13 protein-coding genes are annotated in these 14529 nt (G+C 53.8%); 4 read left to right on the forward strand and 9 right to left on the reverse strand.

The features are described 5' to 3' along the window. Positions 1 to 215: 215 nt before the first annotated feature. From aroB to ABJK70_RS03645, 7 genes are all read right to left on the reverse strand, one after another. Positions 216 to 1301, reverse strand: coding sequence for a 3-dehydroquinate synthase (aroB, locus tag ABJK70_RS03615; RefSeq protein ID WP_347257421.1), 1086 nt, complete (start codon positions 1299 to 1301; stop codon positions 216 to 218). Further along, positions 1298 to 1828: a shikimate kinase AroK gene (gene aroK, locus ABJK70_RS03620; protein ID WP_077728124.1), complete on the reverse strand. Its 531-nt coding sequence runs from the start codon at positions 1826 to 1828 to the stop codon at positions 1298 to 1300. Before aroK ends, aroB begins: the two co-directional genes overlap by 4 nt. A 134-nt stretch (positions 1829 to 1962) precedes the next feature. Then, on the reverse strand, positions 1963 to 4143 hold the full coding sequence (locus tag ABJK70_RS03625; RefSeq protein ID WP_077728123.1) for a type IV pilus secretin PilQ: 2181 nt from the start codon (positions 4141 to 4143) through the stop codon (positions 1963 to 1965). Positions 4144 to 4196: 53 nt separating this feature from the next. Next, complete coding sequence (locus ABJK70_RS03630; RefSeq protein ID WP_240502357.1) at positions 4197 to 4664, reverse strand: pilus assembly protein PilP; 468 nt, start codon at positions 4662 to 4664, stop codon at positions 4197 to 4199. A 103-nt stretch (positions 4665 to 4767) separates the two neighbouring features. Then, positions 4768 to 5412, reverse strand: a complete 645-nt coding sequence (locus ABJK70_RS03635; protein WP_077728003.1) for a type 4a pilus biogenesis protein PilO — start codon at positions 5410 to 5412, stop codon at positions 4768 to 4770. Continuing rightward, positions 5409 to 5993: a PilN domain-containing protein gene (locus ABJK70_RS03640; protein ID WP_077728002.1), complete on the reverse strand. Its 585-nt coding sequence runs from the start codon at positions 5991 to 5993 to the stop codon at positions 5409 to 5411. The genes ABJK70_RS03635 and ABJK70_RS03640 overlap by 4 nt, the downstream gene beginning before the upstream one ends. Further along, positions 5993 to 7054: a pilus assembly protein PilM gene (locus ABJK70_RS03645; RefSeq protein WP_077728001.1), complete on the reverse strand. Its 1062-nt coding sequence runs from the start codon at positions 7052 to 7054 to the stop codon at positions 5993 to 5995. Before ABJK70_RS03645 ends, ABJK70_RS03640 begins: the two co-directional genes overlap by 1 nt. 380 nt (positions 7055 to 7434) lie before the next feature. On the opposite strand from ABJK70_RS03645, the gene ABJK70_RS03650 reads away from it, so the two are divergent. Together ABJK70_RS03650 and ABJK70_RS03655 are read left to right on the forward strand one after the other, a co-directional pair. Further along, positions 7435 to 9720 carry a penicillin-binding protein 1A gene (locus ABJK70_RS03650; protein WP_086133605.1) on the forward strand — a complete coding sequence of 762 codons (2286 nt, stop codon included), beginning with the start codon at positions 7435 to 7437 and terminating at the stop codon, positions 9718 to 9720. An 8-nt stretch (positions 9721 to 9728) separates the two neighbouring features. Beyond that, positions 9729 to 10325 (forward strand): hypothetical protein, encoded by a 597-nt coding sequence (locus ABJK70_RS03655; protein ID WP_133716931.1) that lies wholly within the window; start codon positions 9729 to 9731, stop codon positions 10323 to 10325. 163 nt (positions 10326 to 10488) lie between these two features. Here the strand turns inward: ABJK70_RS03655 and rpmE are convergent, their stop codons facing one another. Next, entirely contained in the window at positions 10489 to 10692 is a 204-nt protein-coding gene (gene rpmE, locus ABJK70_RS03660) for a 50S ribosomal protein L31 (protein WP_077727999.1), read from the reverse strand. Between the two features lie 206 nt (positions 10693 to 10898). On the opposite strand from rpmE, the gene ABJK70_RS03665 reads away from it, so the two are divergent. Together ABJK70_RS03665 and ABJK70_RS03670 are read left to right on the forward strand one after the other, a co-directional pair. Next, on the forward strand, positions 10899 to 11678 hold the full coding sequence (locus tag ABJK70_RS03665) for an exodeoxyribonuclease III (protein WP_086133580.1): 780 nt from the start codon (positions 10899 to 10901) through the stop codon (positions 11676 to 11678). Beyond that, entirely contained in the window at positions 11656 to 12987 is a 1332-nt protein-coding gene (locus ABJK70_RS03670) for an AmpG family muropeptide MFS transporter (protein WP_086133581.1), read from the forward strand. Before ABJK70_RS03665 ends, ABJK70_RS03670 begins: the two co-directional genes overlap by 23 nt. Positions 12988 to 13064: 77 nt before the next feature. Here the strand turns inward: ABJK70_RS03670 and lpdA are convergent, their stop codons facing one another. Further along, positions 13065 to 14486: a dihydrolipoyl dehydrogenase gene (lpdA, locus tag ABJK70_RS03675; RefSeq protein WP_077727996.1), complete on the reverse strand. Its 1422-nt coding sequence runs from the start codon at positions 14484 to 14486 to the stop codon at positions 13065 to 13067. Between the last annotated feature and the right edge of the window lie 43 nt (positions 14487 to 14529).

Below are 14529 nucleotides of genomic sequence, written 5' to 3' on the forward strand. Positions count from 1 at the left end.
AATAGCAAACCGTTGCAAGTGGCGCCAAGCGGGTCTTGAGAAGACGCAAGAAGGTTGTCTTGCCGATGCCTTCCGGTCCGCATACGACGATGGGCTGAGCCAAGTTAACCGCCAAGTGCGAAAGCAGGTCGAACTTTTGTATGCGTGCCGCAGAAATTAGCGATAAGGATTGCCCGCCATGAGCGCTCTCACGACCGCTGGTAGGCGATGGAAGCTCAGCCGCGCCCATCATATTCACTCAAGGTAGCCCGAAGCAACTCGAGATCGACCGCCATAGGCAAAGTTGCCCGCCCGATCTTTTCCAGCAAGATTAACCGCAGCTTACCCGCCACGTTTTTTTTGTCGACGGCCATCAGGTCCAAATAGCGGTCTACATCCAAATCCGCTGGCGGCATCACCGGCAGCCGTGCCCGCCTAAGCAGCGAAATGATGCGCTCGACGCTATCCGTATCCAGCCAACCCAACCGTCGTGAGAGATCTGCGGCCTGACAGATTCCGATCGCTACTGCTTCGCCGTGCAGATAGCTTCCGTAACCCATTCCTGTTTCAATGGCATGCCCAAAGGTGTGCCCCAAATTCAGTGTTGCTCTCACCCCGGACTCCCGCTCGTCTTCGGCTACAACCTCCGCCTTGTTGATACAGGATCTCTCGATGGCGTAGGTTAGGGCGTCGGCATCGCGGCCCAAAAGCATCTCCAGGTTGGCTTCCAGCCAGACGAAAAATTCGAAATCGCGGATAAGACCGTATTTGATCACCTCGGCCAAGCCGGCGCTAAACTCCCGGTCAGCCAATGTATCGAGCGTCGAAGTATCGGCCAGCACGCATTGCGGCTGATAAAAAGCCCCGATCATGTTCTTGCCGCGCGGATGATTGACTGCGGTTTTTCCACCTACGGAAGAATCCACCTGCGCCAGCAAAGTCGTCGGAATTTGAATGAACGGCACGCCCCTCTGATAACACGCGGCGGCGAAACCCACCAGATCGCCGATTACCCCGCCCCCTAGGGCGATGAGAGACGCGTCTCGGCTGAATTTTCGGACAAGCAACTCATCGAAGATGACCATTGCCGATTCGATGCTTTTATAAGACTCGCCGTCCGGCAAAACCACCTCGGCGGTCTGCTTGCCGTCTAGGCTCTGTCTGACCCGGTCCAAATAGAGGGGGGCAACCGTTTCGTTGGTAACCACCATGACTTGGCTGGAACTGAGGTGCCTAGACAGGAGTTCGCCGGACTCCAGAACTCTCGAACCGATATAAATTGGATAGCTGCGTTCGCCCAGGCTGACAGTCAGGGTTTTCATGAATTCGCGTTTGCTCGGTTATAGGCTTTCAAGATTTGGCGGACGGCGCTGCGGCTGGAATGCGTTCCCGTATCCACGATGAAATCGGCCAAAGAGCGATAAATCGGCTCCCGCACCCGCAACAACTCTTGTAGTCGCTGGCGAGGATTTTCGGTCTTGAGCAGCGGCCGGTTGGAATCTTTGTGAGTTCTCTCAAGCTGCTTTTCGACCGAACACTGCAGATATACGACGAATCCCCGCCCATGCAGCACTTCTCGATTCTTCGGCAACAGAATCGATCCCCCCCCGGTAGCCAACACTATTCCGTCCTCGCAACACAACTCGGCCAAAACTTCGGATTCTCGCCTTCTGAAGCCTTCCTCACCCTCATACTCGAAAATCATAGGGATACAGACGCCGGTGCGATGTTCTATCTCCCTGTCACTATCCACGAATCGGACACCCAAGGCTTTGGCCAGAAGTCGCCCAATGGTCGTCTTGCCCGCTCCCATGGGCCCGATCAAATAAATATTGTGCGTATGTCTCATGCTGCCCGAGGTGAGAAATCGGGTCATCATACCATGTGTGTCGAAAATACCGGGCAGTAACACTCACAGCCGGCCTGAAAACAAAAAGGCGCCGCCGTTTAAGGCCGCGCCTTTGTTTCCAATGTCAGCAGAAATCAGCGAAGGGCGAGATCTTGCTTGAGAACTTTCGGCGTGATGAAAACGAGCAACTCCCTTTTTGTATCTTCGACATTATTTCTCCGGAACATATATCCGATTCCCGGCAGATCCCCGAAAAACGGAACTTTGTCGGTGTTATTCCGATTCAAGCCCTCGTAAACGCCTCCCAACACCACGGTTTCCCCGTTGGCAACTTGTGCCGTCGTTTCGATCTCGCGCTTATCGATTGCCGGGCCAACTGGCGTTTGCTGGCCTTGTTCATCTTTCTTGATCAACAATTCCATCAACACTTGATCGTCGGGCGTGATATGCGGCGTCACATTCAGCTCAAGCACTGCCTGCTTGAAGGTGATGTTGGCCGACGCTCCTCCCCCCGCTACAACCGTAGTTTGATAAGGAATCTCGACACCCTGCTTGATGACCGCCTTGGTCTGGTCCGAGGTAATCAGCCGAGGATTGGAGACTGTTTCGCTACGCCCCTCACGCTGTGCGGCCGATAACTCGAGATCAAGCAAGTAATCGCCCGCTTTGATGAGAGTGAATCCAAGGGCGCTCGCGCCACCAGTCGCGGCGGTTGCCGCGCCCTGAGCCGCGAGATCCACCAGCACGTCGGCGTTGGTCGACTTCTCCCCGCCGGCGGCCGGTTGCTGGAAAATGACGCCGCTTGATCCCGAACCTGCATCTGAAAAGGAATCGGCGCCTCTCCCTTTAACCAGCCTGTTGACCTGAAGCCGACTACCCAAATCCCTCAGAAAATCGTTTCTGGCAATGACGATCCGAGATTCGATCAGTACCTGCCGAATTGGCTTGTCCAACTGGCGAACAAGATCGCGGACTCGCTCCAAATTGCGCGGAGTATCTTTCACGATCAACTGATTGGTCCGCGGATCGACGGTTACGTTACCCCGACCGGATAAAACCGATTGACTCACATCCAGTGTCGATACGGCTGTGGATGCCGACGCACCGCCGATGCCGGCCGGTTGACTCATGGATTGGCTAATCCGTTCAGTGGTGCCGACTAAAACTTTCTTGATATCTTCGGCCGTGGTGTAGTTGATCTGGATGATTTCCGTCCGCAGCGGCTCCAAATCTTCCACGACTTTCTGAGCTTCGAGTTCCTCCTTCTCCTGTTTATTGATTTCTTCCAACGGTGCGACGCGGATGATGTTTCCTTCTTGCCGTTTCCCCAATCCCTTGGACTTGAGGACCAATTCCAAAGCCTGATCCCACGGAACATCGTTGAGCCGAAGGGTTACATTCCCCTGAACGGTATCGCTGGCAACAATATTCAAGTTGGTAAAATCAGCCAGAATTTGAAGAACAGACCGCACCGGAATGTCCTGGAAATTTAGCGTCAGCTTCTCGCCCGAGTACGAGAAATTCTTTTTCTTGATTTCCTCTTTTTCCATTTTGGTCAACGGACGAAATTCCACCGTCAGGACGTTATCGGTCTGGTAAGAGGAATAATCGTAGTCGTCGGAAACCGTCGCTACGACCATCCTCGCATGGGCACCTTCCGTCGTGGCGTCGACGGAACGGACAGGAGTAGCGAAATCCATGACGTCGAGCCTGCGCTCCAATTGCGGAGGCAGACCCGTGTCGGCAAATCTGACAATGACCTTTTGTCCCTCTTCGTGGATATCAACCAAGGACTTAGGATCGCTCAGCGTCACTAGAAGTCGTCCCTCACCCTTTTCGCCACGACGAAAGTCAATGTTTTCAATCCGCCTATCGCTTCCGCCGAGTGGCCGATCCATAAACTGCGATTTTGTCGATGCTGCGCTCGCGGCGGCAATCGGTGCAGTGCCGCTTTGCAGTGTGATAAGAATATTGTCACCGTCTAGCCGGCTGGTGTAGGGCATCATGTTGGTCAAATTGATGACCACGCGGGTACGACCGGACGATTCCACGGCTTGAACACTTTGAGCTCCACCCACATTGATCGGCACTAATTTCTGGTCCAAACCGTTCGTTACGCCGGGCAAATCCAGTGCAATGCGGGCGGGATTTTCGGTATGGAAGATTCTCGGCTCTCTGGCGGGCCCACTTAAACCCAAAAGCAGCTGTAAGTTATCCCCAGGCAGGATCGAAAAATCCACGGACTTAAGTACAAGCCCCTCCGCCTGACTGACGGGCAGATGCAGGGACAAACCGATCAGAATAAGACCCATCATTCTTTTGTATCGCTGCCGTGCGGCCGACGCGATACGGTTACCTATTTCCGCTCTCATTTCTTCTCCCCCACTTCCGCCAAGTCAAGAGACGCTTTACGTTCACGCCATGCCCCGGGACTGTCGGATATGATTTCTACCAATTCGATCAAGTTTTCTTTGATGTTGACGATCTTGCCGAAGTTTTTTCCCATGTGATTACCGACGCGCACCCGGTGAATCGTTCCGTCGGTAGCTTTCACTAATCCCCACAGCGAACCTTGCCGATCGACCGTTCCGACCATGCGTAGCGTATCCAGCTCGTAGGATTCCAGTTCCTCCTTAGGGCGATTGATATCTGGCCGGATGCTACTCGCAATTTTTTCCTCTTCAGTCTCCTGAGCCTTCTCATCGATAACGAAAGGATTTCGCAAATCCTCCGCATTGAATACAAATGGCTCTACTGTCTTAACTTCCGGCAACGGCTCGACTGATCCTTTCTGACGTGCCTTGACCTCTGCAACGTAGGCCTGTAAATCCGTCAAATCGTCCCCGGCGCATCCGGTTAGTCCGATAGCGAGCATCCACGACACGAGGAGTCGTGGATGGCACGGCGGTACCAAAAACTTCAAGTGCCCACCCATAGTGCTACTTTCTTTGTTGTGGCTTTTTAACTTGATTCGCTGGAGCAGGCCCCTCGTCCAGGTAGCGATAAGTCCTGACCAGCGCGCTCATGACCAATGGGTCCTTTGCGGATTTCTTTGCTCCCGCATCCTTGTTGTGGGCTGCGATCTTCACGTTATGTATCGTTACGATTCGCGGTAACGACGCCAGTCCGCTGATGAACGCACCGAACTCCATATAGTCGCCGATCACGCGGATTTCTATGGGTAACTCCGCATAGAACTCTTTGGCGATTTCGGCGCCGGGTTTGAAAAGCTCGAACTCCAATCCGGCCGCTAAGCCGGTTTGAGAAACGTCGACCAATAATTCGGGAACCTGGGTTTTATCGGGTAGCTGCCTGAGCAAATCGCCGAAACTCTTCTCGATTTCCGCCATTTGCTCCTTGTATTCTTCTAGATTTGCGGCCTTTTTTTGCCGCTGCTCAAATTTGTTCTTGAGTTCCAGTTCCTTGCTTTCTTCAGTTTCGAGCTGCGCGATTTGATCCTGAGTGTCCAAGTAGTACCCCAAGCCACTCAGAATTAGGCATAGTATGGTAATAATCGCCACCTTGATCGGTAGCGGCCACGCGCCCGCGTTTTCTATGTCCCAATTGATTTCGGAAAGATTCATGACGGTTTCCTTTCCTGATTGTCCGCCTTATCTCCTCCCTGCTTGACCTGAAGCGTAAAGCGGTTGCCCTGTGCTTTTTTGCTTTCCTTAGCCTCCTGCTTGGTCTCGATGATGTTTAAAAGGGGCTCCCTCATCCAAGGCGAAGACTCCAAATTCCGCATGTAAGCGGAAACTCGGGCATTGGACTGGGCCATTCCATTCATCGTCAGATTGCTATCCAACTGGGTTAAATCCGTTAGATAAACACCTTCGGGAATGGTACGCGCCAACTCATCGAACAAATGGACGATCTCGGGCCGGCTCGCTTGCAATCGCTGGATGACTTCCATCTTGGCGATCAGCCGTTTTTTCTTGGTTTCCAACTCTTCGATTTCCTTGATCTTCTGATCGAGCAGGGCGATCTCGGACTCCAAGTATTGATTACGCTGGCTCTGATAATCGATCATGCTGCCGATGAAATAATGAACGAAGCACAGAATCGCCCCGGTCGATAGCAACGCGGCCAGGGTAATAGCGACGAATTCCTTTTGCCGTTGTTTGCGATGTTCCGCACGCCAAGGAAGTAAGTTGATTCGAGCCATCAGTCCAAACTCCTTAATGCCAATCCACAAGCAGTCATAAGTGCCGGAGCATCATTGCTCAAACTTTGCGGTTTAACGCGCGGCGCGAGAGACATGGTGACAAACGGGTTGGCGGAAGTAGTGGGGATACCCAGAATGCCTTCCACGAAACGATCGATCCCTTGGATCGAGCCGCACCCTCCGGCCAACACGAGCCCGTCGACGGTGCGATGCGAGCTTGAAGACAGGAAAAACTGCAGCGAGCGGCCGATTTGCTGCGCCATCGCTTGTTTGAACGGCTCCAGCACTTCGAGCTGATAATTGTCTGGAAGACCGCCGTGTTTTTTTGCCAAACCGGCTTCCTCATAGGAAAGCCCGTAACGACGCTGGATTTCTTCCGTCAACTGCTTGCCGCCGAATCCCTGCTCGCGGGTGTAAATGATGCGGCGATTATGGATCACATTCAGGGTCGTCATGGTCGACCCGACATCAGCCACGGCGATGGTTTGATCCGAACTGTAGCCGGGCAGTTGATCCAAAATAAGATTGCACGCATTCTCCAGGGCGTACGATTCCACATCCACGACTTCCGCCTTGAGTCCGGCCATCTCCAGAGCCGCCACACGATCCTCCACATTCTCCTTACGAGAGGCGACCAGTAGCACATCGACCATGTCCGGATTTTTCTCGGCTTTGCCCTGCACCTCGAAATCCAGGCTCACCTCGTCCAGTGAGTAGGGAATGTATTGATCCGCCTCCAGTTCGATTTGCGCTTCCAACTCGTCATCGCTTAGAGAAGCGGGCATCGAGATCATCTTGGTTATTACCGAAGAACTCGGTACCGCCACCGCCGCGTGCTTCAATCGGGTGCCCGATTGCTTGATGACCGATTTGATAACATTGCCGATGATTTCAACCTTAGCGATGTTCTTGTCGATCACGGCGTCCAATGGCAACGGCGCGACAGCATAGCTTTCCACCCGATAGTTCTGTCCGTTTCTACTCAGTTCCAGCAGCTTTACGGCCGCCGTGCTGATATCGATGCCAAGTAACGGCGGTCTCTTGTGGTTCAAAAAAAACATCGATGACTTCCTAAACTGGCCTTGACCTCATGCAAGCGATACCGTGTCTTAATGGCGTTTCTCATCGCCCGCTAGACTCTGTACTGTAGTATAGTAGGGATTAGAAGTTTGCCCATGACACGCCAAACACCGATCAACCGTGCACTTCGGAGCTACTATTTGTAGCCGCAGCCTGAAAACACCTTTTTGATTGTCGAGTGAGAACCCGCAACAGTCGACGCCAAGCGCGCTCCCGTTCAGTGAGCCTCTTGAAGCTAATCTTTTTTTTCCTCCTTGCCGGATTCGCGAGTTTGGCCTTAGCCGCGTTCTTGCTTTATCGGTTCATCGAACCGCAACTCCCGGATATAGAAGTTTTGCGGGATGCGCGGTACCAGACTCCGATGAGCATTTACAGCAAAGATGGCCTCCTAATCGCGCAATACGGCGAAATGAAGCGCAGCCCGGTCAGCTTTTCCGAAGTGCCAGAAAAAGTCATTCAGGCTTTCTTGGCGGCCGAGGACAATCGGTTTTTTGACCATCCGGGCGTGGACTACCAAGGTTTATTGCGAGCGACGTTTTCCTTTCTTCGGACGGGCAAGAAGAAGCAAGGTGGCAGCACGATCACCATGCAGGTGGCCCGCAATTTCTTTTTAAGCAGCGAAAAGACCTTTTTTCGCAAACTCAAGGAAATCGTGCTGGCGATCAAAATCGAATCGGAATTGACGAAAGAACAGATCTTGGAGCTGTACTTGAACAAGATCTACTTCGGCCACCACGCGTATGGCGTCGTAGCTGCGACTCAGGTCTACTACGGCAAAGGGATTAACGAGCTCGACCTGGATGAAATCGCGACGATTGCGGGTTTACCGAAGGCTCCCTCCGCGTTCAATCCGATAACCAATCCAGAGAGGGCGGCGAGCCGGCGAAACTATGTCCTAAAGCGGATGCGGAAACTGGGCTACATCAATGATCAGACTTACCAGGACATGATCAACCGGCCTGTCACCGCAAAACTCCATACGACCCCCGTCGAGTTAAATGCCCCCCATGTCGCAGAGCTGATCCGCAACGAGATGTATCGGCAGTATGGCGAATCCGCTTACACCAGCGGTTACAGGATATACACCACGATCGACAGCCGCTTGCAGGCAGCCGCAGACAGGGCGCTGCGCCTTGCGCTGCACGACTACGATGAGCGTCACGGATTTCGGGGCGCTAAGCAACGAGTAGATTTAAAGAAGGACAAGCGCCCCAAGGACTGGGACGAGCGATTATCCAGCATCCCCAGAGCGGGAGAAACGGTACCCGGGCTGGTCCTAGCTGTTAAAGACAGCTCGGCAGAAATTTATCTCGGCGACAAACAGCGCATCGAACTGGACTGGGACGGCCTTAAATGGGCACGCAAGTATATCTCCGAGAATGCACAAGGTCCTCTGCCCAAAAGCACCAAAGAGATACTCAAGGCCGGTGATCTCATCAGGCTTCGCAAAGACGGCAACGACCATTGGAAACTTAGCCAGATTCCGGAAGTTGAAGGCGCGCTGGTCGCATTGGATCCGACCAGCGGTGCCGTAGTCGCGCTGAGCGGCGGGTATGATTTTGCTCTCAGCAAGTTCAACAGAGCGACTCAGGCGCAAAGACAGCCCGGCTCCGGCTTTAAACCAATACTCTACGCGGCAGCATTGACCCACGGATATACTCCGGCGAGTGTCGTAAATGACGCTCCCGTTGTCTTTTCCGACCCGTCCCAGGCGGACGGATTCTGGCGTCCTCAGAATTACTCGGGCCGATTTTACGGCCCCACGCGACTCAGAGTCGCACTCGCCAAATCACGAAACCTCGTATCCATTCGATTGCTTCAAAGCATCGGCCTCAAGAAGGCCATAGATATGGCCATGCGCTTCGGCTTTCAGCCCGAAGAGCTGCCACGATCTCTCCCGCTAGCCTTAGGAAGCGGCACTGCAACGCCCCTCCGGATGGGGCAAGCCTATGCCGTGTTCGCGAATGGCGGCTTCCACGTCGAACCGTACTTCATCGAACGCATCGAAACCGAAGCCGATAGAACGATCTTCCGAGCTACGCCGCAAATCGCATGTGCGAATTGTGCCGAGTCCGATGATCACCAAACGAATTTTGCGCCTCGCACGTTATCTCCCCAGGTCCATTACATGATGAACTCCATGCTGCAAGACGTGGTACGAACCGGGACCGCGACCCGTGCAATGGAACTGGGGCGTAACGATATTGCCGGCAAAACCGGCACAACGAATGAATATAGGGATGCCTGGTTTAACGGTTATGTTCCCTCTCTGACGACCATCGCTTGGGTCGGCTTCGATTCATCAAAATCCTTGGGAAAAGGTGAAACTGGCGGCAAAGCCGCACTGCCCATGTGGATGTATTTCATGCAGGAAGCCCTCAAAGATTTACCCGAGCAGACTTTTCCGCTTCCAAGCGGGTTGACCATCGCTCGGATGGATCCGGGCACGGGAATGCTTGCTCCACCCGGCAGCACTAATGCTATCTTCGAGGTATTCCCGTCGGAGCGCGCTCCTCGTTACTATGCTGCGCCGCGCGTAAGCGAACCGCCTCCCTCTGAAGTCATCGAAGACGAGGCCGAGCCGGAATTACCGAAGCCCCCTCCCCTTCGAACGACGACCGAAAAACCAATCGAATCGCTATTTTGATCTCCATCATGTCTACGAAAGATAAAGCACGCCTGTTGATCGCTCAGGAGGCTGCGAGGATTATCGCCGAAGAGGGTGTAAACGATTATCTTCCGGCAAAAAACAAGGCTGCCGCCCGCCTGGGGATAGCGAATTCACGAAGCCTTCCCCGAAACGAGGAAATCGACCAAGCGTTAGAGGAATACCATCGACTCTATCGGGCTGAAACACAGCCGCTGCACATTGCTCGTCTTCGAAAACTCGCATTAGAGGCCATGCGTTTCCTGGAAGAGTTTTCGCCGCGATTGATCGGTGGCGCGTTGGATGGCAGCGCCAGTAAATACAGCCCGATCATCTTGTATGTATATCCCGAAAGCCCCGAAGAGATCATCAAGAAATTGGTTGAAGCCCGCATACCATTTAAGGAAGGGGCCTTTTCGTTGAATTTGGGACACAGGCGGGGCATGACGTATCCGGCGCTGGATTTTTTTGTCGATGGCGTCCGCGTCGAATTGGCGGTACTCCCGCCGGAATTGAAGGGGCAACGGATCAATCGAAAGGAAAAGACGGTGCCTGGCGGCTCTCTCCAGGACGTCGAGAAACTGATTAACGGCATTTCGCCGTGAGACTCGGCCGAAGCCTCACGAGAACGACAATCAAAGACCAATATCTATCGGTTGATCGATAATCCGGTTTTGACCGGCCCAAAACGGAGAGCATTCCTTGCTCATTGCCGTTAAACGAGGGGCGGCCAGGCCGATTTCGAAAGACGCAAACGAGGCTGAAAAATCAGCCCCGTCCGTACTTGCGTCGGAACTTGTCAACACGACCGGCAGTGTCGACGATCTTCTGCTTGCCTGTATAGAATGGATGGCAAGCGGAGCAAACTTCAACCTGCAAATCTTTGCCAAGCGTCGACTTGGTTTCGAAGGTATTGCCGCAACTGCAATGGACGGCGATGGACTTGTATTCGGGATGAATATCCGGCTTCATAATGAGGCTTTCTCCAGGAAATCAGAACAAAGGGACGACAAATTTTTCATGGTACTTAAAACGGCTCTTCACTGCAAGATGGACGCACTCTTTAGCACAGATCGTCCTGCTTCCAACTGAACATCGGCCCACCCGCATCAGTCTTTATTTCCATTTTCGGCGACAGCACTCTAGCGGCTATATACCTATCTGAGATATAAACCATAATGCGTATAGTTTCCCTCAATGTTAACGGCGTGCGGTCAGCAGCGCGCAAAGGCTTTTTCCACTGGATGGATAAACAGAATGCCGACGTTGTCTGCCTACAGGAAACCAAGGCTCAGACACACCAACTGGAAGACCCTATCTACTGGCCTAAAGGGTACCAGTGCTACTACCTGGATGCTGTCAAAAAGGGCTACAGCGGTGTGGCATTGTATAGCCGACGGGAACCGGACGAAGTCATTCAGGGCATTGGCTGGCCTGACATGGACGCCGAGGGGCGTTATCTCGAGGCCCGATTCGGCCCGCTAAGCGTCGTTTCCCTATACTTGCCTTCCGGATCGTCCAGCGAAGAACGGCAAGCGGTGAAGTTCGATTTCATGAACCGCTTCCTGCCGTATCTTCGGGAATGCGCACAGTCCGGGCGCAATTATATTTTCTGCGGCGACTGGAATATCGCCCATAAACCCATTGATCTCAAGAATTGGCGATCCAACCAGAAAAACTCCGGGTTCCTGCCCGAAGAGCGTGCTTGGCTGGATGTCGTATTCGAGGAGGACGGCTGGGTCGATGCCTTTCGTGTCGTCAATCAGGAGCCTGAACAGTATACCTGGTGGTCGAATCGCGGTCAGGCTTGGGCCAAGAACGTGGGTTGGCGTATCGATTATCACGTGACCAGTCCCACTCTCCGGGAAGCAATCCTCGCCGCCCATGTTTACAAGGAAGAGCGCTTTTCCGACCATGCGCCACTCACCATCGATTATGACTACCCTTTCCTGGCGTGACGCGCTATTTAACAGACGGATGTTGATCTGCATCCTCACGGGGTTTTCCTCGGGGTTGCCTCTATTCGTGCTGATCAGCCTGATTTCGGCCTGGCTACGCGACGGAGGTGTCGACCTCAAAGAGATCGGGTTGCTGGCTCTCGTTCAATTTCCTTACATCTGGAAGTTTTTGTGGGCGCCACTCTGTGACCGATACGGTCTACCAATGGGGCGACGCCGGACTTGGATGCTGATTACCCAAATTGCACTGCTGCTCTCGATTCCCGCTTTTGGTTGGCTCGCTCCCGTTCCAGACATCGCGACCATTCGTTGGCTGGCGGTAGCGGTAGCACTATTTTCAGCAACCCAGGACATTGCAATCGATGCCTTTCGGCGAGAGATTCTCAGGGACGAAGAGCAAGGACTTGGCAATGTAATCCATGTGAATGCGTACAAAATCGCCGGGCTCGTACCGGGATCTCTGTCGCTGATCCTCGCTGATTATTTGTCTTGGGACGCCGTCTACTTGATCACGGCCCTGTTCATGTTCCCCGGCATTCTCCTGACGCTCATCGGAACCGAACCGGAGTTTTCCAGCCACGCCCCTCCGACGCTACGTCAAGCCTTAGTCGATCCTTTTCGTGAATTTGTTCAACGAAAGGGTTGGAGCGGCGCGTTAACGGTCCTGGGATTCATCTTTTTTTACAAGCTGGGCGATAGCATGGCAACGGCGCTGGCCACGCCCTTTTATTTGGACATGGGCTACAGCAAGACCGAAATCGGCGTGATCGCCAAGCATGCCGGACTTTGGCCTAACGTTGCAGGCGGCATTTTAGGTGGAATATGGATGATTTCTCTGGGGATACATCGGTCTCTTTGGGTATTTGGCGTTTTACAGGCGCTGGTGATTCTCGGCTTTGCCTGGCTTGCCACGGCCGGCCATACCTTGGCTGGCCTGGCTGCCGTTATCGGCGCCGAGGCGTTCGGTGTCGGATTGGGCACGGCCGCGTTCGTTGCCTACATCGCCACCGCCACCAATCCGGCGTACACCGCCACCCAGTTCGCGCTGTTTACCAGCCTGGCCGCAACGCCACGGACGCTGGCCAATGCATTCACCGGCTTTCTCGTCGAAGGTGGGGACATTAAGATGGGAAACATTTCGCTGCTTCACATCGAAGCGCTAGGCTGGGAACGCTTCTTTTGGGTTTGCTTCGCGCTCACCCTTCCAGGCATGCTACTACTGTTCAAAGTCGCGCCATGGAACGGAGGCAAGCGGAGCAGAGATCCAGGACGTCTCGAGCCTCAACCCGATTCGCAGTCATCCGACTGAAAAATTTTGCGCCGAAGGAACACGTTGCGCGGATAAGAGAGCGCCCTCTGGATGCTCTCCTCCGGCGCGAATTCGGCCTACTTTCGAATATAAAGGTCCGTAATACTGCCTTCCAGCATCTCGGCGGCAAACGCAAAGGTTTCCGACAAGGTCGGATGCGGGTGAATAGTCAAGGCGATATCTTCCATATCGGCGCCCATCTCGAGCGCCAGAACGGCCTCGCTGATAAGCTCCCCCGCATTAGGCCCGACGATCCCTGCCCCCAGAATCCGCTTAGTCTCTTTATCGCACAAAATCTTGGTTACGCCCTCTTTGCGATCGATGCCTAGAGCCCGCCCGCTCGCCGCCCAGGGAAATGCGGCTTTGTCGTAGGCAATCCCTTGAGCTTTTGCCTGATTTTCCGTAAGTCCCATCCAGGCCACCTCTGGATCGGTGTAAGCTACCGAGGGAATAGTTAACGCCTGAAACGCCGAGCGCTCTCCGGAAATGACTTCCGCCGCCACTTTCGCCTCGTGAGTCGCTTTGTGTGCCAGCATCGGATTGCCCACGATATCGCCGATGGCGTAAATATGAGGCACATTGGTTCGCTGACAGGTGTCTACCGGAATGAAGCCTTTGTCGTCGACTTTGACGCCGGCATTCTCCGCACCGATCAGATTTCCGTTTGGCTTCCGGCCTACGGCGACCAGGATGCGGTCGAACAAGTCTGATTCGGGGGCGCCTTCACCGCCTTCGAAATAAACCTGCAATCCTTCCGACTTCGCTTCGATGCGCGTTACCTTCGTCTTAAGGAAAATATTCTCGTACTGTTTCTTGATGCGCTGATACAACGGCTTAACCAGATCCGCATCGCAGCCCGGAATGATCTGGTCCATCAGTTCGACAACCGTGATCTTCGAACCAAGCGCATGATAAACAGTGGCCATTTCCAAGCCGATGATGCCGCCGCCGATGATCAGAAGACGCTTGGGCACTTCGGCGAGCTCCAAGGCGTCCGTGGAATCCATCATGCGCGGATCGTCGTGAGGGAAACCCGGAATCTGTACCGGCTGCGAGCCGGCTGCGATGATGGCGTGATCGAAACTGACCGTCTTTGTGCCATCTGCCGTTTCAACCTGTAGCGTTCGGTCCGAAGAGAATTTGCCCACGCCGTTGACGATGGAAACTTTGCGCTGCTTGGCCAAGCCTGCAAGCCCCGTCGTAAGTGTCTTCACGACTTTGTTCTTCCAGTCGCGCAGCTTGTCCAAATCAACGTTCGGCGAACCGAAATTCAGTCCAAAACTTGAAGATTCCTGCGCCTCCTGAATGACCTTGGCGGCATGCAGCAATGCTTTCGAAGGAATACATCCGACATTTAGACAAACGCCCCCCAACACCGGATAACGCTCGACCAAAACCACCTGTCTGCCCAAGTCGGCGGCTCGAAAAGCGGCGGTATAACCACCCGGACCGCCGCCCAAAACGACAACTTCGGCATGTAGACTAGATGTATCGGACATCGAACGTATACCTTCTATTAAGAAAAAATTGCAGATTAGCGTT

This window comes from Methylocaldum sp. (assembly GCF_039794385.1).
In the GTDB taxonomy this organism is placed as follows: Bacteria; Pseudomonadota; Gammaproteobacteria; order Methylococcales; family Methylococcaceae; genus Methylocaldum.

What these genes read in the sequence shown, in the direction of transcription:
- ABJK70_RS03650 (WP_086133605.1), top strand. Translation starts at nt 7,435, where the DNA reads ATGAGCATTTACAGCAAAGATGGCCTCCTAATCGCGCAATACGGCGAA.
- aroK (WP_077728124.1), bottom strand. Translation starts at nt 1,828, where the DNA reads ATGAGACATACGCACAATATTTATTTGATCGGGCCCATGGGAGCGGGC.
- ABJK70_RS03655 (WP_133716931.1), top strand. Translation starts at nt 9,729, where the DNA reads ATGTCTACGAAAGATAAAGCACGCCTGTTGATCGCTCAGGAGGCTGCG.
- lpdA (WP_077727996.1), bottom strand. Translation starts at nt 14,486, where the DNA reads ATGTCCGATACATCTAGTCTACATGCCGAAGTTGTCGTTTTGGGCGGC.
- ABJK70_RS03625 (WP_077728123.1), bottom strand. Translation starts at nt 4,143, where the DNA reads ATGATGGGTCTTATTCTGATCGGTTTGTCCCTGCATCTGCCCGTCAGT.
- ABJK70_RS03635 (WP_077728003.1), bottom strand. Translation starts at nt 5,412, where the DNA reads ATGAATCTTTCCGAAATCAATTGGGACATAGAAAACGCGGGCGCGTGG.
- ABJK70_RS03640 (WP_077728002.1), bottom strand. Translation starts at nt 5,993, where the DNA reads ATGGCTCGAATCAACTTACTTCCTTGGCGTGCGGAACATCGCAAACAA.
- ABJK70_RS03665 (WP_086133580.1), top strand. Translation starts at nt 10,899, where the DNA reads ATGCGTATAGTTTCCCTCAATGTTAACGGCGTGCGGTCAGCAGCGCGC.
- ABJK70_RS03670 (WP_086133581.1), top strand. Translation starts at nt 11,656, where the DNA reads ATGACTACCCTTTCCTGGCGTGACGCGCTATTTAACAGACGGATGTTG.
- rpmE (WP_077727999.1), bottom strand. Translation starts at nt 10,692, where the DNA reads ATGAAGCCGGATATTCATCCCGAATACAAGTCCATCGCCGTCCATTGC.
- aroB (WP_347257421.1), bottom strand. Translation starts at nt 1,301, where the DNA reads ATGAAAACCCTGACTGTCAGCCTGGGCGAACGCAGCTATCCAATTTAT.
- ABJK70_RS03645 (WP_077728001.1), bottom strand. Translation starts at nt 7,054, where the DNA reads ATGTTTTTTTTGAACCACAAGAGACCGCCGTTACTTGGCATCGATATC.